We start from the raw sequence: 21,819 nt of genomic DNA, 5'->3' as shown, positions 1-21,819 counted from the left end.
CTTGCAGGCACTCGTAATGCGTAGGTCTCGGGTTCGAATCCCGAAGGCGGCTCGGATTAACCCCAGGACTCACTCGCCGTGACCTGGGGTTTTTGCATGTCTGGGGCATGCCGAGCCGCATGACGGGGTGTCGCGGGAGTGCGCTTACGGGCGCACAGCGGGGCAGGGCGCGCCGGGGCGTCGGCGTGCGGCGATACCGACGAAGGCCGGTCACTTGGCGTCCGCGTAGCACTTGACCACCGCCGTCGTGAACGGGAACCGCACCGGCGTGGGGCCGAACGTCAGCCGGCCCGCCAGCTCCGCCGCCTCCCGGATCGCCGCGACGACGGTGTCGGCCTCCTCCCGCGGACAGTGCACGATCACCTCGTCGTGCTGGAAGAAGACCAGCTCCGCCGCCTTGTCCGCGAGGGCCTGCCGCAGCGCGGCGAGCAGCAGCAGGGCCCAGTCGGCGGCGCTGCCCTGGACGACGAAGTTGCGGGCGAAGCGGCCCCGCGCGCGGGCGTTGGTGGAGGCGTAGCCCGGCACCCACTCCTGCGCCCGGCCCGCGGAGCCGGAGTCGGAGGGGGTGGAGGGAGCGTCCTGCGGCATGCCCGCCTCCTCGGCACCGTCGGCCGCGCCGGCCGCGGGTGGGCAGGTGCGGCCCAGCCAGGTGCGCACGAGCCGGCCTTCCTCGCCCGCGTGGGCCGCGTCGTCGACGTACGCCACCGCCTTGGGGAAGCGGCGTCTGAGCGCGGCGAGGTTCTTCAGGCCGTCGCCGGAGGTCTGGCCGTAGACCGCGCCGAGCACGGCGAGTTTGGCCTGGGCGCGGTCGCCGGAGAAGGCGCGGTCGGAGACGGACTGGTAGAGGTCGGTCTCCCGGCCGGCCACCTCCATCAGCCCGGGGTCGCGGGAGATCGCCGCCAGCACGCGCGGCTCCATCTGGTCGGCGTCGGCGACGACCAGCCGCCAGCCCGGGTCGGCGACGACGGCCCGCCGGATCACCTTGGGGATCTGCAGCCCGCCCCCGCCGTTGGTCACCCAGCGTCCGGTGACGGTGCCGCCGGCCAGGAACTCGGGGCGGAAGCGTCCGTCGCGCACCCAGTCCTGGAGCCAGGACCAGCCGTGGGCGACCCAGATCCGGTACAGCTTCTTGTACTCGATCAGGGGCTCCACGGCCGGATGGTCGACCGACTCGATCTCCCACCGGCGGGTGGAGCCGACCCGGATGCCGGCCTGCGCGAACGCCTTGACCACGTCCGCGGGCAGGTCGGGCCGCACCCGGCGCCCGAACGCCGCGGACACCTCCTCCGCCAGCTCGGCCAGCCGGCGCGGCTCGCCCCCGCCCGCGTACCGCTCTCCGAGCAGGTCGTGCAGGAGCTCGCGGTGCACGTCGGCCCGCCAGGGCAGCCCGGCGCGGTTCATCTCGGCGGCCACCAGCGTCCCCGCCGACTCGGCCGCCGTCAGCAGTCGCATCCGGTCGGGGTGCGCGGACCGGTCGTGGCGGCGCTGCTGCTCGGCGTAGACGGCGAGCAGGTCGTCCAGGGGCAGGTGGACGGACTGCGGTTCGAACAGCGGGGACTGCGCGCCCGGCTCGGCGGAGCGCTGCGGCGGGTCGGGCGGCACGGGGCCGCTGTGCAGCCGGGCCAGGGCGGCCGCGGCCGAGCGTGGCTCCCCGTACCGCCCCTCGTGGCCGAGCAGGAGGGTCTCGGCGGCCTCCACGTCGTAGCACCGCTCCACTCGCACCCCCGCGGCGAGCAGACGCGGAGCCACCTCGGCGGTGGACCGCCACACCCAGCGTGCGACCTCCGGCCTGCTCCGCACGGCCTCGGCGGGATCGGTCTCGCGCCGCACCGGGCCCGCGGGCAGCCCGTCGGAGCCGAGGGGGGCGACTTCCACGCCACCGCCCTCGGCCACGGCGAGCACCCACCGGTCGGCCATGTCGTGAGTGTCGCAGGAGGGTATGACAACGGCCCTCAGTCTTCTTCCTGCTGTCCGGGCTCCTTACTCTCGGTCACCTGGATGAACTCCGCCAGCACCTCGGTGACATAGCGCTCGGTGGCGTCCTTGCCGAGGCCGAGCCCGCTGAGTACGCCCTCGCCGTGCTCGTGCTCCAGCAGGGCCAGCAGGATGTGCTCGGTGCCGATGTAGTTGTGGCCGAGGCGCAGGGCCTCGCGGAAGGTGAGTTCGAGGACCTTTTTGGCCGCGGGGCCGTAGGGCACCAGCTCCGGGACCTCCGTGGTGGCGGGCGGGAGCGCGGCGGTCGCCGCCCCGCGGACCGCGTCGAGGGTCACGCCCTGCGCGGCGATCGCCTTGCACGAGAGGCTCTCGCGTTGGGTGAGCAGCCCGAGGACGAGGTGCTCGGGCAGCCCCTCGGCGTTGCCGGCGGTCTTGGCCGCGTTGTGGGCGGCCATCACGGCTTCGCGCGCGCGGGGCGTGTAACGGCTGAAGCCCTGGCTCGCGTCCAGGTCGGCCGACTCCTTGGGTACGAAGCGCTTCTGCGCCGCCTGCCGGGTGACGCCCATGCTTTTGCCGATGTCCGTCCAGGACGCGCCCGAACGCCTGGCCTGGTCCACGAAGTGTCCGATGAGATGGTCGGCCACCTCGCCGAGGTGCTCGCCGGCGATGACGGCGTCCTGGAGCTGTTCGAGCGGCTCCGGGTGCACCTTCTTGATCGCGGTGATGAGTTCGTCGAGACGTACGGATGACGTGATGCTCGGATTCGTCGTCATGTGTCAACCGTAGGTTGCGCCCTGTCGACTGTCAACCGTCGGTTGACAGTCTCTTCCGGTCGTGCGACCGGGGCGGGCGACCGTGGCACCATCGCCGGGTGAGTACGCCCCGCACCGTCGACCGTGCCTTCGAGACCGCCCTGTACGACGCCGCAGACGACGCCCTCGACGCCGCCGCCTCGCTGCTCGCGGCCGACCCGGCGGCCGACGCCGAACTCGCCCGGCGAGGAGAGGAGTTCGTGGCGACGGCCTGGCGGCGCGGCTGGCAGCCCGCCGACCTCGTACGGTTCGTGCGGCGTGAGCTGGCCGACGTCCACGTACGGCTGATGGCGGCGTTGATCCGCGCGCAGGCACCGCACGACCGCCCGCGCGGCCCCCGCTGGAGTGCGCAGCTCGACGACATACCGGACCAGGCACCGCCCCGCGCCGACCGCTTCTCGCACGCCACCGCCGTACTGGAGCTGTACCGCCTGCTGCTGCGCCTGCCCACGCTGGAACCCCTGGAGCCGGGGACGGTGGGGTCGGTGGGGTCGGCGGGGACGGCAGGCTCGGCGGGAGACCCCCGTCGGGAGAACCGGCCTGAGTCCCGCACCCTCGCCCGCATCCGCGCCCTGCTCGCCAAGGCGGAGGCGACCGGGTATCCGGAGGAGGCGGAGGCGCTCAGCGCCAAGGCGCAGGAGCTGATGGCCCGGCACAGCATCGACGAGGCGCTGCTGTCGGCCCACGCTCCCTCGCCCGACGCCCCCGGCGCCTGCCGGATCGGGGTGGAGTCACCGTACGAGCAGGCCAAGGCGGTGCTGCTGGACGCGGTGGCCGACGCGAACCACTGCCGGGCCGTGTGGAACGAACCCCTCGGCTTCTCCACCGTCGTCGGCTTCGAGGCGGACCTGGAGGCGGTCGAACTCCTCTACACCTCGCTTCTGGTGCAGGCCGAGGCGGCGATGATCAGGGCGGAGGCCGCTCAGCGCGCCGTCGGCCGCAAGCGGACCAAGACCTTCCGGCAGTCGTTCCTCGCCGCCTACGCCCACCGCGCGGGCACCCGGCTGCGAGCGGCGACGGAGGCGGCCACCGCCGAGTCCGGTACGACGACGGACGTGGACCTCCTGCCGGTCCTCGCCTCCCGCCGGGTCGCGGTCACGGACCGGCTGGACCGCATGTTCCCGGAGACCACGACGACCCGCCTGCGCGGCGCCGGCGACGCGGCGGGCTGGACGGAGGGGACCCGAGCGGCCGACCGGGCCCAGGTCGACCGCCGGCGCCCACTGGCATAGACGTCACCGAGCGCGGGCGCCCGTGTTCTGTCCACGGACACCGTGCGTCGTCCGCGGCCGTGCGCCTGGGTGCGTCGTCTGCGGGCACCCGCGCGTCGTCCGCGGCCGTGCGCCTGCGTGCGTCGTCGACGGCCGTCCGCGTTCCGTTCAGGAGCCGAGACCGGCGGTCGGCAGTCCGGGCGGCAGTGACCCGCCCTCCGACCTGGTGTACGTCTCCTCGCCGAGGCCGCCCTGCCACGCCACCTCGAGCGATGTCCCGTCGACCGACTCGACGGTGCCCGTCGCGCGGTCGTCACTGCCGTCGGTGCACTTCAGCCGGATCGTCCGGGCGCCGGAGTCCTCGCCGGCGGTGCCACTGCACACGGTCCCGCCCGTGGCGAAGAGGGCGGCCTTGTCTCCGGTGACCATCAGCGCGACGGCCTGGCCGTCGGTTGTGGCCAGCCAGCTGCCCTCCAGCCCACCCGCGGCCGCGGAGGGCGACCCGCTGCTGCCGCTGCCGCTGCCGGAACTCGCGGTCGCGCTGGGCGCGGCCGAGGGCTTGTCACCCCCGCCCGTGCCGCCGTCGTCGGAGTCTCCTCCGTCCGTACAGGCGGTCAGCGTCAGCGCGCCCATCAGCCCGACAGCCACGGCAGCGGCCCGCACGGGCCGCACAGACCGCACGGGCCGACGGGCCGTCCGCCGACGCGGGTTCCGTGGACCTGCAGCCGTACTCGCCGTACTCGTCGCGTTCGCCGTACTCGCCGTACTCGTCGCGTTCGCCGTGCTCGCCGTACTCGCCGTACTCGTCGCGTTCGCCGTGCTCGCCGTGCTCGTCGCGTTCGCCGTGCTCGCCGTACTCTCCGCAGTCACCAACGTCACCGCAAGCTCCAAGCTGTAGCCGGACGGCCGGGTCGGCCCCGGGACAGCCGCAAGTTACCAGCAAGTCACGCCACGACGACCTACCAGGACGACTTGCGAACTCCCGGCAGATGTCCGGCGTGTGCCTGCTCGCGCAGGTTGATCCGGGACAGCCCGAAGACACGGAGGTAGCCGCGCGGGCGCCCGTCGACCTGGTCGCGGTTGCGTACGCGCGTGGGGCTGGCGTCGCGGGGCTGCCTGCGCAGTTCCCGCTGGGCGGCGAGTCGTTCGGCCTCCGTCGAGGACGGCCTGCGGACGGTCTCCTTCAGCTCGGCCCGGCGTGCCGCGTACCGGGCGACGATCTCCTGCCGCCGCTCGTTCTTCGCGATCTTGCTCTTCTTCGCCATCAGACCTTCACTCCTCGGGCGCGGATGCGCGCCACGGCCGCCTCGACGCCGATCGCGTCGATCGTCCTGATCGCCTTGGTGCTCAGCCGAAGCCGTACGTGCCGGCTCTCGCTCGGCAGCCAGTAGCGCTTGGTCTGGACGTTGGGGTCGAACCGGCGGGAGGTCCGCCGGTGGGAGTGGGAGATGCGGTTGCCGAAGCCGGGTCGGGTGCCGGTCAGCATGCAGTGGGCGGACACGGTGACGTACCTCTCCTTCAGACCTGACGGCCGTAACTGTTAATGGAATTCATTTTCAGTAAGATAGCAGCATGGCACGCAACGAACTCCGTCCGGTCATCAAACTCCGGTCCACCGCCGGGACCGGCTTCACCTACGTCACCCGCAAGAACCGCCGCAACGACCCGGACCGGCTGACCCTGCGCAAGTACGACCCGGTCGCCCGCCGCCACGTCGACTTCCGAGAGGAGCGCTGAACCGTCATGCGCAAGGGAATCCACCCCGAGTACCGCCCGGTCGTCTTCCGCGACCGCGCCGCGGACTACGCCTTCCTCACCCGCTCGACCATGACCAGCGAGCGCACGATCGAATGGGAGGACGGCCGGACCTACCCGGTCGTCGACGTCGAGATCTCGAACGTCAGCCATCCCTTCTACACCGGCACCGCCCGCGTCCTGGACACGGCCGGCCGCGTGGAGCGCTTCGAGCGGCGGTACGGGAAGCGGGACGGGGCATGAGCGGGCCGGACCGTCCGCACCTCCCGGTGGTGATCGTCGGCGGCCTGCACGCCGACGCCCGCCGGGCGGCCGTGGCCCGGCTGCTGGCCGACGTGCCCGGCAGTGTCGTCCTCCACCACGACCTGGCGACGGCCGCCGCGGGCACGGTCGTACGCACCCTCCGGGACGCCACCGGCATCCTGTCCGCCGGCGAGGCGCCCCTGGTCAACGACTGCGCCTGCTGCGCCCTGCGCGAGGACCTCGTCCCCGAGCTGGCGCGGCTCGCGGACGCCGGAGGCACCCCGCTGGCGGTCGTCGAGCTGTGGGACTCCGTCGAGCCCAAGGCGATGGCGGAGGTGGTGACGGCCGGCGGTTTCACCGTCACGGGTGTGATCACCGCCGTCGACCCGGCGCTCGTGCTGCCGTACCTGGGCAACGGCGACGACCTCGCCGAGGGCGGCCTCGCCGCCGCGGCCACCGACCGGCGTACGGTCGCCGACACCTTCGCGCGCCAGCTGGAGTACGCCCCCGTCCTCGCCCTCGTCGACTCCCTCCCCGGTTCCCCGGAGGCCGACGACGAGGACCGCGAGCTGCTGGCCCAGCTGCATCCGACAGCCCGCCGGGTCCCGATCGGCCACGACGACCCGGCGGGCGCTCCACCCGGGGCGTCTCCCGCATGCTCAGAGCTGGCGCGGGCCGCCCTCGCCGGCTTCGACGTGGAGGCCGCGGCCGCCGCCCAGCACCCGGCCTGTGCCCTGCTGCCCGCGGAGGCCGACGCACACGGCGTCGCCACCCTCGTCTGGCACCGGCGGCGCCCCTTCCACCCGGAGCGGCTGTACGCGGCGCTGGAGGACCTGACCTGCGCGGCCGCCCGCAGCCGGGGCCGGTTCTGGCTCGCCGGCAAGGGAGACACGCTGCTCCACTGGGATGCCGCGGGCGGCGCCCTGTGCGTGGAGAGCGCGGGGCCCTGGCTCGCGTCCCTGCCCGACGCCGCCTGGGATCTGGTCCCGCCGGTGCGCCGGGCCGCCGCCGCCCTGGACTGGGACCCCGAGCACGGTGACCGCTGCCAGCACCTGGTCTTCACGTCCCCGGGCCTCGACAGCGACGGCCTGGAGCGGCTCCTGGAGTCCTGCCTGCTCACCGATGCCGAGTACGCCGCCGGGCAGGCCGCCTGGCAGCGGCTGCCGCCCGCCTTCGACACCCTCCTGGAGGTCTGACCCATGCCCCGTGAGAGCGAACGCAAGGGCGACCGCAGGAGCGGCCGGGGGGCCGCCGGGCAGCGGTCCAATCCCCTGGACCGGGCCGGAGAGACGTACGTCGACTACAAGGACACCGACCTGCTGCGGAAGTTCATCTCCGACCGCGGGAAGATCCGCAGCCGCCGTGTCACGCGCGTGACGTCCCAGCAGCAGCGGCAGCTGGCCCGGGCGATCAAGAACGCGCGCGAGATGGCACTGCTGCCGTACACGGTGTGCTGACCCGGCACGCCGCAGCCGTACCCGGTCCGTCGTGTTCGGCACCGGGGGTCGCTCGTAGGAGAGCGGCCCCCGGTTTTGTTGCATGTTGGTGCATGTTTCTTGAAACCGGGGGCATACGCGGGAACGACTTCCCGGGAGCGGGCGTCAGAGAGGGCAAGGGCTTTCGGGCAGAGCCACCGTCACGGCTGTAACCACGAGAACACCGCGTGTGCACGTGCATTTGCTCATGCATCTGTACGGAGAACAGGGTTATGATCCGGATCAGTTGACCACTGCATCAATGGCCACATCAGCCAGTGCACCACCGGGGAGCGACCTGTGGACCACGACGTGTACAACGGCATGGCCGCCACGCAGCTGCACGACGCGGCCTGGCAGAAGAGCCGGCACAGCAACTCGCAGGGCTCCTGCGTGGAGTTCGCGCGGCTTCCCGACGGTGCCGTGGCGGTGCGCAACTCCCGCTTTCCCGACGGTCCCGCGCTCGTCTACACGCGCGCCGAGATCGAGGCCATGCTGCTGGGCGTCAAGGACGGCGAGTTCGACCACCTGATCGCGAGCTGATCGCGAGCTGGTCGGGCGCTGGTCGGGAGCTGATCGGGGAGCTCATCGAGGGCCGAGGGCGGGCCCCGGCGTGGAACCAGGGCGCGCGCGGCACGGCGAACCGTCGTTACGCGTTACGCGGCACCAGTCACCAGTCACCAGTCACCAGTCACCAGTCACCCGCCACCCGTCACTCGTAGGGCGGCCGGTCCATCATCCCGTCCGGCTTCTGGAGCCGGAACAGGGCCCAGACCACCTTGCCGTCGAGCGTCCCGGCGAGCGGGTGCCAGCCCCAGCTGTCACTGAAGGAGTCGACGAGGAAAAGGCCCCGGCCCGACTCCGCCGAGAAGTCGTCCGTCTCACGGGCCACCGGGCTGTCGTGACTGGGGTCGCGCACCGCGCACACCAGTCGCTCGGTCCAGCGCATCAGATGGAGCCGGACGGGGCCGTTCTGCTCCCCGTGTCTCGGGGTGTCGGCCGGCAGCGCGTGCCGCAGGGCGTTGGTGACGAGCTCGGAGACGACCAGGCAGACGTCGTCGAAACGGTCGCCCGTGTCCCAGCCGTCGAGCGTTCTGCGGGTGAACCCCCGGGCCTCGCGCACCGCTTCGTAGCGAGGCGGCAGGGCGCAGGAGGCGGCGTTGGACACGGCCGCGGGGTCGATTGGCGGAAGGCCCTGCCGTAACGGCTCGAGCATGGTCGATCCATTCGTCCCCATGCGAGGCACTCCCGGGAATTCGCGGTCGTAGCGATGCGGCGCGGTGGTGCGGGACCATGGTTTCGGATGCGTACCGCAGATGCAAGGGCAGATGCACGTGCACGTGACCGAAATGGACCTGCCCGTACCGCTTGTTGGCCAAATTTTCCGTCATCTTCGCCCCTCCTTCACCTCACTCGACGCACGCTTTCCGCCCCCTCCGTGCATGATCCTGTGCATTTGCTGTGGCGCGATTCCGTTTCCGTAACCGGACGAGTACTGCTCGGAGTGTTTTAGTGGCAGACTTCGGCCCCTGGAGACGGTTGGGGAGGCTGGCGAACGTGAGCGCGGGAGAGCCCGGATCGGTGGTGCGGCGCATGCTGCTCGGATCACAACTCAGGCGGCTGCGTGAGACGCGGGGGATCACGCGGGAGGCGGCGGGCTACTCGATCCGCGCCTCGGAGTCGAAGATCAGCCGGATGGAACTGGGCCGGGTGAGCTTCAAGACGAGGGACGTGGAGGATCTGCTGACCCTGTACGGCATCACGGACGGACAGGAGCGCACCTCCCTGCTGTCCCTGGCCAAGGAGGCCAACGTCGCCGGGTGGTGGCACAGTTACTCCGACGTACTGCCCAGCTGGTTCCCCACCTATGTGGGCCTGGAGGGCGCCGCCTCACTCATCCGCGTGTACGAGGTGCAGTTCGTGCACGGCCTGCTGCAGACCGAGGACTACGCCCGCGCGGTCGTCCGGCGCGGCATGAAGGGCGCCGGCGAGGCGGACGTCGAGCGACGGGTGGCGCTGCGCCTGGAACGGCAGAAACACCTCGTCGCCGAGAACGCCCCGGAGTTCCACATCGTCCTGGACGAGGCCGCGCTGCGCCGTCCCTACGGCGACCGCGGGGTGATGCGCGGCCAGCTCCAGCACCTCGTCGAGATGTCCGAGCGCCCCAACGTGCGGCTGCAGATAATGCCGTTCAGCTTCGGCGGGCATTCCGGTGAGAGTGGCGCGTTCACGCTCCTCAGCTTCCCGGAGTCCGACCTGTCGGACGTCGTCTACCTGGAGCAGCTCACCAGTGCGCTCTACCTGGACAAGCACGAGGACGTCACCCAGTACGAGACGGCGCTGAAGGAACTCCAGCAGGACAGCCCGGGTCCGGACGAGAGCCGGGACCTGCTGCGAGGGCTCCTCCAACTGTCCTGAGAGCCCCTGAGCGCCACATCCTCTCCAACTCCGCTGCTGCACAAGTACGATGACGCGCAGTCAGGCGGCTCGCTCGCGGCGGCTGCGGCAGCTAGGGGATTTGAGGGATCACATGTCGTCGTACTTCACCGACCTCGCCCAGCAGTACATCGACGGCGAGTGGCGCCCGGGCACCGGCTCCTGGGACATCATCGACTTCAACCCGTACGACAACGAGAAGCTGGCCTCGATCACGATAGCCACGGTCGACGAGGTCGACGCCGCCTACCGGGCGGCCGAGCGCGCGCAGAAGCAGTGGGCGGCGACGAACCCGTACGCGCGCCGCGCGGTGTTCGAGAAGGTGCTGCGGCTCGTGGAGGACCGCGAGGCGGAGATCAGCGAGGCGATCGTCGCCGAGCTGGGCGGCACGCGTCTGAAGGCCGCCTTCGAGCTGCACCTCGCCAAGGAGTTCCTGCGTGAGGCGGTGCACCTGTCGCTGGCGCCCGAGGGCAGGATCGTCCCGTCGCCGGTCGACGGCAAGGAGAACCGCGTCTACCGGGTGCCGGTCGGTGTCGTGGGCGTCATCAGCCCCTTCAACTTCCCCCTCCTCCTCTCCCTGAAGTCGGTCGCCCCGGCCCTCGCCCTCGGTAACGGCGTCGTCCTCAAGCCGCACCAGAACACGCCGGTGGTCGGCGGCACCCTGATCGCGAAGCTCTTCGAGGACGCCGGTCTGCCGGGCGGTCTGCTGAACGTCGTGGTCACCGACATCGCGGAGATAGGCGACGCCTTCCTGGAGCACCCGGTCCCGAAGGTGATCTCCTTCACCGGATCCGACACGGTAGGCCGCCACGTGGCCACCCTCTGCGCCGCGCACTTCAAGCGCTCGGTCCTCGAACTCGGCGGCAACAGCGCCCTGGTGGTCCTCGACGACGCCGACGTCGACTACGCGGTCGACGCCGCCGTCTTCAGCCGGTACGTCCACCAGGGCCAGGTCTGCATGGCAGCCAACCGCGTCCTGGTCGACCGCTCGGTGGCCGACGAGTTCACCGAGAAGTTCGTCGCCAAGGTGAAGACCCTCAAGGCCGGCGACCCGCGCGACCCGTCGACCGTCATCGGCCCGGTGATCAACTCCTCCCAGGCGGACGCGATCGCGGGCGTCGTCGAGCAGGCGCTCGCCGAGGGCGCGACCGCGCTGGTGCGCGGTACGACCACGGACAACCTGGTGGAGCCGTCGGTCCTGACCGGACTGCCCGCCGACTCCGCCCTGCTGCGGCAGGAGGTCTTCGGCCCGGTCGCCTTCCTCGTCCCGTTCGACGGCGAGGAGGAGGCCGTACGCCTCGTCAACGACACCCCGTACGGCCTGAGCGGCGCCGTGCACACCGGGAACATCGAGCGCGGCGTCGACTTCGCCAAGCGGATCGACACCGGGATGTTCCACGTGAACGACGGGACCGTGCACGACGAGCCGATCGTGCCCTTCGGCGGCGAGAAGCAGTCCGGTAACGGCCGTCTCAACGGCGACACCATGCTGGACGCCTTCACCACGCAGAAGTGGATCTCGGTCCAGCACGGCCGGAGCGCGTTCCCCTTCTGAATCGCCCGCTGAGTCTCTCCCCAGTTCCTTCAGGACGGACCCTTGCGGACAGAGGCTGACCGCAAGGGTCCGTAGCTTGGTCAGTGTCCGGGGGAAACGCCCCGACCTCGACGAAAGGCGGCCGGCCATGGTCACCCACGTGCGATCCGAAGAGCAGGGCGACGAGCGCGGAGCGCTGCTGTCCTTCCTGGCGGAGCAGCGCGGCGGCATCCGACGGTCGGTGCTGGGCCTGACGGACGAGCAGGCGTCGTCCCGGCCCAGCGCCAGTGAGCTGTCGCTGGCCGGACTGCTCAAGCACGTCGCCGAGGTCGAGCAGGGCTGGATCGCCCGCGCCAAGCAGGAGCCGCCGGCCGTCGCACGGGACGAGTCGAACTGGCACGAGTGCTTCGCCCTGGTCGGCGACGAGACGGTCGCCTCCCAGCTGGCGTACTGGGAGAAGGTCGCCGCCGAGACGGAGGCGTTCGTCCGCTCGGTACCCAGCCTCGACGACACCTTCCCGCTGCCGAACGAGCCCTGGTACCCGCCGGACGAGCGCGTCTCGATGCGCTGGCTCTGTCTGCACCTGATCCGCGAGACGGCCCGGCACGCCGGCCACGCCGACATCGTCCGGGAGTCGCTTGACGGCGCGTCGGCCTGGGACCTGGTGGCCAGGGAGCGGGGCGGTCCCGCCTAGTCTGGACCCATGTCAGTGATCCGTCTCCTGGTGCTCGGCGCGGTCCGTCAGCACGGGCGGGCCCACGGCTACCAGGTGCGCAACGACCTGGAGTACTGGGGCGCGCACGAGTGGTCCAACGCCAAGCCCGGCTCGATCTACCACGCGCTGAAGCAGATGGCCAAGCAGGGCCTGCTGCACGCGCACGAGATCGCCCCGTCGACCGCCGGCGGCCCGCCGCGCACGGAGTACGAGATCACGCAGGCGGGCACCGAGGAGTACTTCAGCCTCCTGCGCGCATCCCTCACGGCCTACGACCAGAAACCGGACGTGCTCGCCGGGGCCCTCGGTCTGATGGTCGACCTGGAACGCGAGGAGGTGCTCGCCCTCCTGGAGGAGCGGATCCGGGCCATCGGAAAGTGGCGCAGATCCGTCACCGAGTACTACACGCCCGAGGACGGACCCGGACAGCTCGGCCACATCGGCGAGATCATGAACCTCTGGGTGCACTCGGCCGACACGGGCGCCGAGTGGACCCGCGCGCTCATCGAACGCATCCGTGGCGGCGCCTACACCTTCGCGGGTGAGGGCGAGCCGTTCGTCGGCGTCCTGGCGGAGGGTGAGCGGAACCCGTACGCGACGGAGGAGCCGCACCCGGGAGACCGCGGCTGACCTCAGGCCTGCCCACCGGTAGGGCCCGGCAGCCCAGCCCAGCCCAGCACGTCCGGCAGCTCGTGGAACCCAATCAACTAATCAAGTTTGACTAAGTCCCTCGGTGGGGATACGGTCCCGGGTGAAACAAGTAATCAAGTTTGACTAACTAGGGGGTATCAGTGGCCGACGCGGCGATCGTCGTCGAAGGGGCACGCAAGAAGTACGGCGGCAAGAACGCGCTGGACGGGCTCGACCTCACTGTCGCGCGCGGCACCGTGCACGGGGTGCTGGGTCCCAACGGCGCGGGCAAGACGACGCTGGTCCGGATCCTGTCGACCCTGCTGCGCCCCGACTCGGGCCGGGCCGAGGTGGCTGGACACGACGTCGCCGCCGACGCGTACGCCGTACGGCTGCGCATCGGCCTGCTCGGCCAGCACGCGGCGCTCGACGAGGAGCTGGGCGGCCGGCAGAACCTGGAGCTGTTCGGCCGCCTCCACCACCTGGGCGCCCGGCGGGCACGCGCGCGTGCCGACGAACTCCTGGCGCGCTTCGGCCTCACGGACACCGGACGCAAGCCGGTCAGTGCCTACAGCGGCGGAATGCGGCGCCGCCTGGACCTCGCCGCGTCCCTGATCACCGACCCGGAGGTGCTCTTCCTGGACGAACCGACCACCGGCCTGGATCCGCGGGGCCGCGCCGAGGTGTGGGACTCGGTCCGCTCCCTGGTCGGCGGCGGTACGACGGTCCTGCTCACCACCCAGTACCTGGAGGAGGCCGACCAGCTCGCCGACCGCATCTCGGTCGTCGACGCCGGCCGGGTGGTCGCCGACGGCACGGCGGACGAGCTGAAGGCCGCCACCGGCGGCGACCGCGTCGACGTCGTCCTGCGCGACGCCGGCCAACTGGACACCGCGGCCGCCCTCCTGCCGCTCACCGGCGTCCGCGTCGACGCCGACCGCCGGCTGCTCAGCGCACCGGTCACCGACCGTATGGCGGCGCTCTCCGGTGTCGTACGGGCGCTGGAGGAAGCCGGTCTGGAGGCGGAGGACGTGGCCCTGCGCCGCCCGACCCTGGACGAGGTCTTCCTGCACCTCACCGACAGCACGAAGGAGGCCGTGTGAGTACCGGCGTGAGCACGAACACCGTCACGAAGCCCATGGCGTACGCCCTGACCGACTCGTGGACCATGACCCGCCGGGAGCTTGCCCGCTGGGGGCGGCAGCCGGTCACGGTCGTCGTCAACCTGGTCTTCCCGGTCATGCTGCTGCTGATGTTCGGCTACCTGGTCGGCGGCGGCCGGGGCGTGAGCGGCGACTACGTCGACTACCTGGTCCCCGGGATGCTGGCCCTCACCATGGCCTTCGGTCTGGAAGGCACCATGATCGCCGTCACCCAGGACATCAACAAGGGCGTCGTCGACCGTTTCCGCTCCCTGCCGATGACCAACGGCGCGGTCCTGGTCGGCCGTTCGGCCGCCGACATGCTCCAGTCGGCGCTCGTTCTCACCGTGCTGATCGCGGTCGGGTACGCGCTCGGCTGGCGGGCCCACGGCGGTCCGGGCGCCTTCCTGGGCGCGGTGGGCCTGCTGCTGCTCTTCCGGTTCGCCATGCTCTGGATCGGCATCTTCCTGGCCCTGGTGGCGGGCAGGCCCGAGATGGTGCAGGCGGTGCAGATCCTGGTCTGGCCGGTCGGCTTCCTCTCCAACGCCTTCGCCGCGCCGGACTCCATGCCCGGCTGGCTGGGCACGGTCGTCGAGTGGAACCCGATGTCCCAAACCGCCACGGCCGTACGCGACCTCTTCGGCGGCCCCGGCGGCGAGTCCGGCCACGTGTGGGCGGCGGTCGTCTGGCCGCTGGCCCTGCTCGCGGTGTTCTTCCCGCTGGCGGTGGGGAGGTTCGCGCGGCTCAGCCGCTGAGTGCGCGGACGTCAGCGACCCGCCCTGCCGTCCGCATGCGCGAGGAGACGGGCACCTCTGCTCTCCGCGATCCGCTTCACGTCGGTCAGGGCCTCGCTCATGCGGGCAAGGACGTAGCGGAGCTGGCCGGACGTCACGTCCGGGTCGTCCAGCATGTCGGCCACGTGGTCGAGGAGGTCGCCGGCCATGTCGAGCTGGACGCTCTCGACGGTGTCGGCGGCCCGGGAGAGGCGACCGCTGCCGTCGGTCAGGAGGTAGCAGGGCTTGCCTTCGGGGCCGGTCCAGGGCAGGAGTCGGGCAGGGGTGAGGGCGTGGTGTGTCATGCGGTCAGCCCCAGGGCGTGAGTCGGGTGCGAGTGCGGGTGGAGGCGGATGCCGACGCCCTGCGGGGCGATCAACAGGGAGCGGCGCCGGGCTTGTCGGCGCCGTTCCTGCTCTCGGCGCTCGTGCGCGATGACGTAGGGGCGAACGAGGTTGTGGTCCTCGCCGCGAAGAGGACGTGCGCCGAACCGGTGCGGGAGCGGTCCTTCGGTGGGCGGGGGCGAAGGGTCGTATCCGTCCCGTGCGTCGAGGCGACGTCGTCCCGTACCAGGGGCGACAAGGCTGAGCAGCGGTTCGAAAAGGCGGGCGATGAGGCCGAGCATGGCATGACTCCGTGATCGATGTCGCGGTCTGTAGCGATCGACATACAGAGTGAAACGCCCCGGACTAGGCTCACCAGGGGGTTGTAGGTGACAGAGCATTTGTCACGGAGGAGTTGATCTCGTGGGCACCAACTACGGCGAGTGGCTCAAGGAACAGCGCGAAGCGGCGGGGCTGACGCAACAGCAGTTGGCCGAGGCGGCGGTCATGACTCGAACGCACATCGCGCACATCGAGGCGGGACGCCGGGTGCCGTCGCGGGAGGACGCGCGGCGCCTGGACAACGCGCTGGGCACGGGGAATGTGCTGAGCCGGTTTCTGCCGCAGGAGGAGGCGGCCGTTGCGGACTACTTCGAGTCAGCCCGCCTGCTCGAACAACAGGCGGTGATGATCCGGGAGTTCGCGCTGTCGTTCGTCCCGGGCATCCTTCAGACCGAAAGGTACGCGCGTGCGGTTCTGAGCACGTCGTTCCCTCCGGTGAGTGAAGAGGAATGTGACAGGCTCGTTGTCACACGCCTGGAACGGGCGAAGGTCCTGGACGATCGGGTGACGCCCGTAGTGTGGGCGCTGCTGGACGAGGGAGTGCTGCGGCGCCGGATCGGCGGGCCAGGTGTTATGGCTGAGCAGCTCAGTCACCTTGTGCGTCTTGCCGAGAGCGGGCGGATCCAGGTGCACGTCCTGCCGTTTGCCCTGGGAGTTCACCCACTGCTGAGCAATATGCTCACGCTGATGTGGTTCGAGGACCAGCCGCCGGTGGCCTACGGTGAAGGCCTGTGGATGGGACGGGTACATGACTCCCCGTCCATCGTCCAGGAAATTCAGCATCGCTACGATTTCGCGCTGGGCAATGCCCTGCCTCTGAAGGAATCCCTGGCTCTGCTCAGGGCGACAGCAAGGGACTGCGAACGTCATGACCGACCGAGTCATACCGAGCACGGCAGCGCTGGCGGGGTGGCGTAAGTCCTCCTACAGCAACGACCAGGGCGGCAGCTGCCTCGAAGTCCTCGACGGCCACCGCCGGGGCGTCCCCGTACGCGACTCGAAGAATCCCCACGGACCCGCCGTGATCGTCCCGGCGTCCGCGTGGTCGAGGTTCGTCACGGCGGTCGGGAGCGGCGGCTTTCCCTCCTGACCGCCCGCTGACTTACGAGCACGCGTCCGCTCCAGCGCGGAGCGTACGAGAATCTCGCCACCGCTCGTAGGGCGAGCGGGGCGAGATCTCGTGGTCGGCGGGCACCGGGTGTCAGCGGTGTCCGCGGCGCATGGGGACCAGGTTGCCGCGCCGGTGGGCGGCGATGAGCATGGGGATCGCGATCAGCACGCTGATGATGACGGGCACGATCGACGCCTCGAGGCCGAAGTCTCCGCCGGTCACCAGGTCGGGGCCGGTCGGAGTGGTGATCATCAGGCCCTCCGAGGCGTGGCCGGAGACGGGGATGCCGATCAGGCCCAGGCCGGTGTTCCAGGCGAAGTGCAGGCCCACGACGAACCAGATGTTGCGCGTCCACAGGAACGCGGCACCGAGGAGGATGCCGGCCTCGATGGCGATCGCGGTCGAACTCCACAGCGTGGCGCCCGGGTTGGCCGCGTGCAGTCCGCCGAACAGTGCCGCGGTGATCGCCAGAGCCGCCCAGCTGCCGCACAGCTTCTCCAGTGCCTGGAGGGCGAGGCCGCGGAAGAGCAGTTCCTCGGTCACGGCGGCGCCGACCTGTATCGCGGCCATGCTCGCCACGATCGACAGGCCGTTACCGGGCCGTTCGTCGAACGAGAACTCGGTGAGGAGCGTGAGCATCGACACGGTGATGAGAGCGAAGCCGATCGCGACACCGAACAACGTCTGGGTCACGGCCCCCGACCTGGCGATCTCCGGTACGTCCCGCCGGGCGAGGTGGCGCATGACCGCCCAGTAGACGACAACCGCCACGACCGCACCCACGACGGCGACCACTCCACCCGCCGCGACCAGGCTGGACGCCAGGCCCACACCCACTATCCCGGTCAGCATCCAGCCGAGGGGAGACCGGAGGAAGCGGCCGCCCTTCTGGAGTGTGGGCTGGGGGGACGCGGTGCGCGTGGTACTCATGGTGACCTCCGTATGGATCGGCCGGGCGCCTTCCGCGACCTGCCAAGAACGCTACGAGAGCGGCGACGTCTGCGAATCACCCCTGGGTGGACAGCTCCGAGTAGCTCCGACGGGGGACATGGGGGACACGGGAGTCACCGGCGCCGGACGCCGCGCAAGGCGGGGCGTACACGGTCCGGCACCCGGGACCGCATCGGACTTGCACCTCACGTCACGTGAGGCGGCAGCGTGGAGGGCGTCAGAGAAGGGAGCGGAAGTGAGCTACTCCGTGGGACAGGTCGCCGGCTTCGCCGGAGTGACGGTGCGCACCCTGCACCACTACGACGACATCGGTCTGCTCGTACCCAGCGAGCGCAGCCACGCGGGCCACCGGCGGTACGGCGACGCCGACCTCGACCGGTTGCAGCAGATCCTGTTCTACCGAGAGCTCGGCTTCCCGCTCGACGAGGTCGCCGCCCTGCTCGACGATCCGGCCGCGGACCCGCGCGCGCACCTGCGCCGCCAGCACGAGCTGCTGACCGCCCGGATCGAGAAGCTGGAGAAGATGGCGGCGGCCGTGGAGCACGCCATGGAGGCACACAGCATGGGCATCAACCTCACGCCCGAGGAGAAGTTCGAGGTCTTCGGCGACTTCGACCCCGACGAGCACCAGGAGGAGGTGCGCGAACGCTGGGGCGACACCGACGCGTACCGCCAGTCGCAGCAGAAGACCGCCTCGTACACCAAGGAGGACTGGCAGCGCATCCAGAACGAGACCGACGAGCTCACCCGGCGCTTCGTCGCCCTGATGGAGGCGGGTGAGTCCGCCGGCTCCGAGGCGGCCATGGACGCCGCCGAGGACCACCGGCTGGGGATCGCCCGCAATCACTACGACTGCGGGTACGAGATGCACACCTGCCTGGGCGAGATGTACGTGTCGGACGAGCGTTTCACGCAGAACCTCGACGCGGCCCGGCCGGGCTTCGCCGTCTACCTGCGCGACGCGATCCTCGCCAACGCCGCCCGGCACACCTCCTGATTTTGGTGGTCGTGGCCCGGGACGCTCCGGATCACTCCCGGGCCACGACCACCGCCGTCCCGTACGCGCACACCTCGGTGCCCACGTCCGCCGCCTCCGTCACGTCGAAGCGGAAGGCGAGTACCGCGTTGGCACCCCGCGCGCGTGCCTGCTCGACGAGCCGGTCCATGGCCTGGTTACGGGTCTCGACCAGCGTCTTGGTGAGACCGCGCAGCTCACCGCCGACCAGCGACTTCAGCCCGGCACCGATCTGGCTCCCCAGGTGCCGGGAGCGCACGGTCAGTCCGAAGACCTCCCCGAGCACCTCCTGCACGCGGTGGCCCGGCAGGTCGTTCGTGGTGACGACGAGCACTTCGGGCTGCGGGCCCTGGCCGCCGCCGTATTCTTCAATACCCATGGTTCTCAGGTTTCCCCCGGGGAGCGCACAGTGCACCCCGAGGACCCCCGTGGAACCTGGACCGCCACGGCCGCGTTGTACGTTTGGGCAGCCAGGTCCAGCCCGTCTCCCCCAGCAGCAGGAGCCACAATCCCGTGACCACGCTTGCGCTCGGCCCCGAGTGGCTCAGCCCGGACTATCTGATCGAGACCTTCGCTCTACCGGGCATCCTGCTCATCGTCTTCGCCGAGTCCGGACTCTTCGCCTTCCTGCCCGGCGACTCGCTGCTGTTCACGGCGGGTCTCTTCGTGGCCGAGGGCAGTTACATCACGCAGCCGCTGTGGCTGGTGTGCACCCTGATCGTGCTGGCCGCCGTCATCGGTGACCAAGTGGGCTACATGATCGGCAAGTTCTTCGGTCCCAAGCTCTTCAGCCGTCCGAACTCCAAGCTCTTCAAGCGGGAGAACCTGGACAAGGCCCACGAGTTCATGGAGAAGTACGGTCCCAAGGCGATCGTCCTGGCCCGCTTCGTGCCGATCGTGCGCACCTTCGCCCCCATCGTGGCGGGCGCCGGCCGCATGCAGTACCGCACCTTCCTCACGTACAACATCATCGGTGGCGTGGCCTGGGGCTCCGGTGTCACCCTCGCGGGCTACTGGCTCGGCCAGATCGAGTTCATCCGGACCAACGTCGAGCCGATCCTCGTCCTGATCGTCGTGCTCTCGGTCGTCCCGATCGCCATCGAGTACCTCCGCGAGCGGGGCAAGAAGAAGCGCGCCGCCGTGGCCGGGCCGACCGAGCCGCAGCCGATGCCGACACCATCGGCGTCGCCGTTCCAGCAGCAGTACCCGGTCCTGGACGATGCCACGACCCAGCTCCGCCGCGTGGACCCGCACCCGGTCCAGCAGCCGCAGCACCAGCCGCCGCCGCACCAGCCCCAGCAGTCGTACGGCCAGGGATACGGCAACCAGGCCTACGGCCAGCAGCCGCCGCCGGCCCAGCAGCAGCCGTCGGCCCAGCAGCCGCCATACACCCAGCAGCAGCCGTACACCCAGCAGTACCCGCAGAACTACGGTCAGCAGCCTTACGGCGACCAGCCCCAGCAGTACGGCGACCAGAACCCGTACAACCAGGGCCGCTGAACCGACGCCCCGGGTTCGCGGGGCCGTACCGACGTGCGGCCCCGCCACGTGGGCGGTGATCAGCCACGACGCCACGACGCGTCCGCACGCGTCGTCGTACCGCGCACCCGCCCCCCTCGGGCGTCCACGGCCGCCGAGGCCGGCTAGAAGCCACGGGTCCGCTTCGCCGCCCGCCTGCCGGCGGCGCTCGCCGCGCCCGGCACTCTCAGGAACAGCCGCGAGATCTCCCCACCGAGGTTCACCCCGATGGCGATGGCCATGGCGAGGGCCACGGCCGTCGACAGGGACACCAGCCCCTTGTCGACCTTGCTCTGCGCGATCGCCAGCAGCCCGAAGTACGTCGCCGAACCGGGCAGCAGTGGCCCGATCGCCGCGGTCGTGTACGGCAGCGCCGACGCGAACCGGTACCGGGACATGAGCTGCCCGAACAGGCCCACCAGCCCTGCCGCGGCGGCCGTGGACGCCACCGGCGAGATGCCGCCGGCGATGTGCATCGCGCCGTACACGATCCAGGCGACGCCCCCGTTCAGGGTGACCGCCAACACGGTGGAACGTTCCTGCTGGAGCAGGATCGCGAAGGCCAGCGACAGCAGCATCGCCGCGCCGATCTGGACGAGGGGCTCGTCGCCCGTGCCCAGCTGGGCGTCCGGATTGAGCTCGGCGCCCAGCTGGACGCCGAAGTACAGCACGATCAGCACCCCGGCGACGATGCTGACGAAGAAGTACATGACCTCGAGCAGGCGCGCGGACGCGGTGATGTAGAAGCCGGTCAGCCCGTCCTGCACCCCCGCCACCAGGGCCCGTCCCGGCAGCAGGGCGAACAGGCCACCCGTGATCACCGCGGACGCCTTCACGTCGACGTGGACCAGCGTCAGCATGATCCCCATCGCGGCCGGCGGCATCGCGGCCACCGCGAACTGGTAGAACTCCGGCAGCCCGCGCCCGGCGCACAGCCAGGCCAGCCGGTCACCGAGCATCGAGCCGAGCATGGCCGCGACGAACACCGTCGGCCCACCGCCCACCAGTACCGACGCCGCGCCCGCGAGCAGCCCGCTCGCCGTGGTCAGCACCCAGGTGGGGTACGGGTGCCGGTTGCGGCGCATCTCCGCGAGGCGCCGGTAGGCCTCCTCCAGGGAGATGGTCGTGTCCGGGTCGCTGAGGTCGTCCACCAGGTGGAATACGGCCGCGAGCCGCGTGTAGTCGGTGCCCCGGCGGCGTACCGTCCGCGACGCCGTGACCGGGTCCTCGACCAGGGACGGCTGATGGGAGATCGACAGCAGGGTGAAGGTGACGTTCGGCTCGCAGCGGTCCAGACCGTAGGAGCGGCACACGGCGAACATCGCCGCCTCCACGTCCTCGGCGCCCTCACCGCCCGCCAGCAGCAGTTCCCCGATACGCAGGGTCAGGTCGAGCACGCGCGGCACGGCGGGGCCGGTCTCGTCGTCGTGCCGCTGCGCCGTCTCGGGTGCCGGCCGCTCGGCCACCGGCATGCGCAGCATCGTGCGCATCCGGTCCTGCCAGGGCACGTCGGTGAGCTTCACCGCGGGGAAGCCGCTCGCCGGCGTGAACGCGGCCGCGGTCCAGGCGTGGTAGGTACTCGGCAGGATGAACGCCGATCCCTCGCCCTCCGCGGACGGGGCCGGAGTCACATCCAGCCCTTCGGGCAGCGTGAACTCCGAGGTCGTCTCGGCCTCCGTGCCGGCGGGCCGCGGGACGGCCAGTCCCTGCGGGATCTCGAACTCGGACGTCGTCGACGACTCGCCCTCGATCGACGCCCCCACTGAGCCGGGCGGCCGGAAGGCACTGTGGGCCTCGTCCGACTGCGGCTTGCGGTCCTCCGCCTCCGTCACCTGCGCAACGCTCCCTGTTCCGAACACCCTCCTGCCTGTAGCCCTCAGTATGCGTACCCAAACGTG

The 21,819-nt window shown here is 70.8% G+C and carries 28 protein-coding genes; 17 read left to right on the top strand and 11 right to left on the bottom strand.

All coding sequences use genetic code 11. The features are described 5' to 3' along the window. Window positions 1-210: 210 nt before the first annotated feature. Together ABEA26_RS10635 and ABEA26_RS10630 are read right to left on the bottom strand one after the other, a co-directional pair. Complete coding sequence (locus ABEA26_RS10635) at window positions 211-1,917, bottom strand: bifunctional 3'-5' exonuclease/DNA polymerase (protein WP_345591352.1); 1,707 nt, start codon at window positions 1,915-1,917, stop codon at window positions 211-213. A gap of 35 nt (window positions 1,918-1,952) precedes the next feature. Then, window positions 1,953-2,708 (bottom strand): Clp protease N-terminal domain-containing protein, encoded by a 756-nt coding sequence (locus ABEA26_RS10630; RefSeq protein ID WP_345591351.1) that lies wholly within the window; start codon window positions 2,706-2,708, stop codon window positions 1,953-1,955. A gap of 98 nt (window positions 2,709-2,806) precedes the next feature. Between ABEA26_RS10630 and ABEA26_RS10625 the strand changes: the two genes are divergently transcribed. Further along, window positions 2,807-3,979 carry a DUF2786 domain-containing protein gene (locus ABEA26_RS10625; protein WP_345591349.1) on the top strand — a complete coding sequence of 391 codons (1,173 nt, stop codon included), beginning with the start codon at window positions 2,807-2,809 and terminating at the stop codon, window positions 3,977-3,979. 147 nt (window positions 3,980-4,126) lie between these two features. Here the strand turns inward: ABEA26_RS10625 and ABEA26_RS36310 are convergent, their stop codons facing one another. Then, window positions 4,127-4,387, bottom strand: a complete 261-nt coding sequence (locus tag ABEA26_RS36310; protein ID WP_425587814.1) for a hypothetical protein — start codon at window positions 4,385-4,387, stop codon at window positions 4,127-4,129. On the opposite strand from ABEA26_RS36310, the gene ABEA26_RS36305 reads away from it, so the two are divergent. Beyond that, window positions 4,380-4,856: a hypothetical protein gene (locus ABEA26_RS36305; RefSeq protein WP_425587813.1), complete on the top strand. Its 477-nt coding sequence runs from the start codon at window positions 4,380-4,382 to the stop codon at window positions 4,854-4,856. The two genes, ABEA26_RS36310 and ABEA26_RS36305, sit on opposite strands and share 8 nt — an antisense overlap. A 61-nt stretch (window positions 4,857-4,917) precedes the next feature. Here ABEA26_RS36305 and rpsN read toward each other — a convergent pair whose 3' ends face one another. Together rpsN and rpmB are read right to left on the bottom strand one after the other, a co-directional pair. Further along, complete coding sequence (rpsN, locus tag ABEA26_RS10615) at window positions 4,918-5,223, bottom strand: 30S ribosomal protein S14 (RefSeq protein ID WP_345591347.1); 306 nt, start codon at window positions 5,221-5,223, stop codon at window positions 4,918-4,920. Continuing rightward, window positions 5,223-5,459: a 50S ribosomal protein L28 gene (gene rpmB, locus ABEA26_RS10610; RefSeq protein ID WP_345591345.1), complete on the bottom strand. Its 237-nt coding sequence runs from the start codon at window positions 5,457-5,459 to the stop codon at window positions 5,223-5,225. Before rpmB ends, rpsN begins: the two co-directional genes overlap by 1 nt. 71 nt (window positions 5,460-5,530) lie before the next feature. Between rpmB and rpmG the strand changes: the two genes are divergently transcribed. The 5 genes from rpmG to ABEA26_RS10585 all read left to right on the top strand — a co-directional run bounded on the left by rpmG (window position 5,531) and on the right by ABEA26_RS10585 (window position 7,974). Further along, window positions 5,531-5,695 (top strand): 50S ribosomal protein L33, encoded by a 165-nt coding sequence (rpmG, locus tag ABEA26_RS10605; RefSeq protein ID WP_345591343.1) that lies wholly within the window; start codon window positions 5,531-5,533, stop codon window positions 5,693-5,695. Window positions 5,696-5,701: 6 nt separating this feature from the next. Next, window positions 5,702-5,956: a type B 50S ribosomal protein L31 gene (locus ABEA26_RS10600; RefSeq protein WP_345591342.1), complete on the top strand. Its 255-nt coding sequence runs from the start codon at window positions 5,702-5,704 to the stop codon at window positions 5,954-5,956. After that, window positions 5,953-7,152, top strand: coding sequence for a CobW family GTP-binding protein (locus ABEA26_RS10595; protein WP_345591340.1), 1,200 nt, complete (start codon window positions 5,953-5,955; stop codon window positions 7,150-7,152). Before ABEA26_RS10600 ends, ABEA26_RS10595 begins: the two co-directional genes overlap by 4 nt. Before the next feature lie 3 nt (window positions 7,153-7,155). Next, the gene (gene rpsR, locus ABEA26_RS10590) at window positions 7,156-7,413 is read left to right on the top strand and encodes a 30S ribosomal protein S18 (protein WP_345591338.1); all 258 of its coding nucleotides are present in this window, start codon (window positions 7,156-7,158) and stop codon (window positions 7,411-7,413) included. A gap of 318 nt (window positions 7,414-7,731) precedes the next feature. Then, window positions 7,732-7,974: a DUF397 domain-containing protein gene (locus ABEA26_RS10585; protein ID WP_279564253.1), complete on the top strand. Its 243-nt coding sequence runs from the start codon at window positions 7,732-7,734 to the stop codon at window positions 7,972-7,974. A 169-nt stretch (window positions 7,975-8,143) separates the two neighbouring features. On the opposite strand, the gene ABEA26_RS10580 is transcribed toward ABEA26_RS10585, so the two are convergent. Then, a complete protein-coding gene (locus ABEA26_RS10580; RefSeq protein ID WP_425587812.1) occupies window positions 8,144-8,668 on the bottom strand; it encodes an ATP-binding protein in 525 nt (174 codons plus the stop codon). A gap of 356 nt (window positions 8,669-9,024) precedes the next feature. Here ABEA26_RS10580 and ABEA26_RS10575 point away from each other — a divergent pair, with 356 nt between their 5' ends. From ABEA26_RS10575 to ABEA26_RS10550, 6 genes are all read left to right on the top strand, one after another. Further along, on the top strand, window positions 9,025-9,849 hold the full coding sequence (locus ABEA26_RS10575) for a helix-turn-helix domain-containing protein (protein WP_345591366.1): 825 nt from the start codon (window positions 9,025-9,027) through the stop codon (window positions 9,847-9,849). A 112-nt stretch (window positions 9,850-9,961) separates the two neighbouring features. After that, window positions 9,962-11,422 (top strand): aldehyde dehydrogenase family protein, encoded by a 1,461-nt coding sequence (locus tag ABEA26_RS10570; protein WP_345591335.1) that lies wholly within the window; start codon window positions 9,962-9,964, stop codon window positions 11,420-11,422. A gap of 127 nt (window positions 11,423-11,549) precedes the next feature. Beyond that, window positions 11,550-12,095, top strand: coding sequence for a DinB family protein (locus tag ABEA26_RS10565; RefSeq protein WP_345591334.1), 546 nt, complete (start codon window positions 11,550-11,552; stop codon window positions 12,093-12,095). A gap of 9 nt (window positions 12,096-12,104) precedes the next feature. Continuing rightward, window positions 12,105-12,746 (top strand): PadR family transcriptional regulator, encoded by a 642-nt coding sequence (locus tag ABEA26_RS10560; protein WP_345591333.1) that lies wholly within the window; start codon window positions 12,105-12,107, stop codon window positions 12,744-12,746. Window positions 12,747-12,907: 161 nt separating this feature from the next. Beyond that, on the top strand, window positions 12,908-13,849 hold the full coding sequence (locus ABEA26_RS10555; RefSeq protein ID WP_345591331.1) for an ATP-binding cassette domain-containing protein: 942 nt from the start codon (window positions 12,908-12,910) through the stop codon (window positions 13,847-13,849). Between the two features lie 35 nt (window positions 13,850-13,884). Further along, window positions 13,885-14,643: an ABC transporter permease gene (locus ABEA26_RS10550; RefSeq protein WP_345591364.1), complete on the top strand. Its 759-nt coding sequence runs from the start codon at window positions 13,885-13,887 to the stop codon at window positions 14,641-14,643. Between the two features lie 11 nt (window positions 14,644-14,654). On the opposite strand, the gene ABEA26_RS10545 is transcribed toward ABEA26_RS10550, so the two are convergent. Beyond that, window positions 14,655-14,966 (bottom strand): hypothetical protein, encoded by a 312-nt coding sequence (locus ABEA26_RS10545; RefSeq protein ID WP_345591330.1) that lies wholly within the window; start codon window positions 14,964-14,966, stop codon window positions 14,655-14,657. Beyond that, window positions 14,963-15,286, bottom strand: a complete 324-nt coding sequence (locus ABEA26_RS10540) for a hypothetical protein (RefSeq protein WP_345591328.1) — start codon at window positions 15,284-15,286, stop codon at window positions 14,963-14,965. The genes ABEA26_RS10545 and ABEA26_RS10540 overlap by 4 nt, the downstream gene beginning before the upstream one ends. 121 nt (window positions 15,287-15,407) lie before the next feature. On the opposite strand from ABEA26_RS10540, the gene ABEA26_RS10535 reads away from it, so the two are divergent. Then, on the top strand, window positions 15,408-16,244 hold the full coding sequence (locus tag ABEA26_RS10535) for a helix-turn-helix domain-containing protein (protein WP_345591326.1): 837 nt from the start codon (window positions 15,408-15,410) through the stop codon (window positions 16,242-16,244). Beyond that, a complete protein-coding gene (locus ABEA26_RS10530) occupies window positions 16,195-16,416 on the top strand; it encodes a DUF397 domain-containing protein (RefSeq protein WP_345591324.1) in 222 nt (73 codons plus the stop codon). The genes ABEA26_RS10535 and ABEA26_RS10530 overlap by 50 nt, the downstream gene beginning before the upstream one ends. A 111-nt stretch (window positions 16,417-16,527) precedes the next feature. On the opposite strand, the gene ABEA26_RS10525 is transcribed toward ABEA26_RS10530, so the two are convergent. Further along, window positions 16,528-17,367 (bottom strand): CPBP family intramembrane glutamic endopeptidase, encoded by an 840-nt coding sequence (locus ABEA26_RS10525; RefSeq protein WP_345591322.1) that lies wholly within the window; start codon window positions 17,365-17,367, stop codon window positions 16,528-16,530. Window positions 17,368-17,623: 256 nt separating this feature from the next. On the opposite strand from ABEA26_RS10525, the gene ABEA26_RS10520 reads away from it, so the two are divergent. Beyond that, window positions 17,624-18,385 carry a MerR family transcriptional regulator gene (locus ABEA26_RS10520; RefSeq protein ID WP_345591320.1) on the top strand — a complete coding sequence of 254 codons (762 nt, stop codon included), beginning with the start codon at window positions 17,624-17,626 and terminating at the stop codon, window positions 18,383-18,385. Between the two features lie 31 nt (window positions 18,386-18,416). Here ABEA26_RS10520 and ABEA26_RS10515 read toward each other — a convergent pair whose 3' ends face one another. After that, on the bottom strand, window positions 18,417-18,782 hold the full coding sequence (locus tag ABEA26_RS10515; RefSeq protein WP_279564262.1) for a YbjQ family protein: 366 nt from the start codon (window positions 18,780-18,782) through the stop codon (window positions 18,417-18,419). 134 nt (window positions 18,783-18,916) lie between these two features. Here ABEA26_RS10515 and ABEA26_RS10510 point away from each other — a divergent pair, with 134 nt between their 5' ends. Beyond that, window positions 18,917-19,903 carry a DedA family protein gene (locus ABEA26_RS10510; protein WP_345591315.1) on the top strand — a complete coding sequence of 329 codons (987 nt, stop codon included), beginning with the start codon at window positions 18,917-18,919 and terminating at the stop codon, window positions 19,901-19,903. A gap of 143 nt (window positions 19,904-20,046) precedes the next feature. Here ABEA26_RS10510 and ABEA26_RS10505 read toward each other — a convergent pair whose 3' ends face one another. Beyond that, window positions 20,047-21,753 carry a threonine/serine exporter family protein gene (locus ABEA26_RS10505; protein ID WP_345591314.1) on the bottom strand — a complete coding sequence of 569 codons (1,707 nt, stop codon included), beginning with the start codon at window positions 21,751-21,753 and terminating at the stop codon, window positions 20,047-20,049. Between the last annotated feature and the right edge of the window lie 66 nt (window positions 21,754-21,819).

The sequence above is a fragment of the Streptomyces marokkonensis genome, from assembly GCF_039539045.1.
Taxonomy (GTDB): Bacteria; Actinomycetota; Actinomycetes; order Streptomycetales; family Streptomycetaceae; genus Streptomyces; species Streptomyces marokkonensis.
Note: the sequence above shows the minus strand (reverse complement) of the source record. Positions and strands in the feature narration are given on the sequence as shown.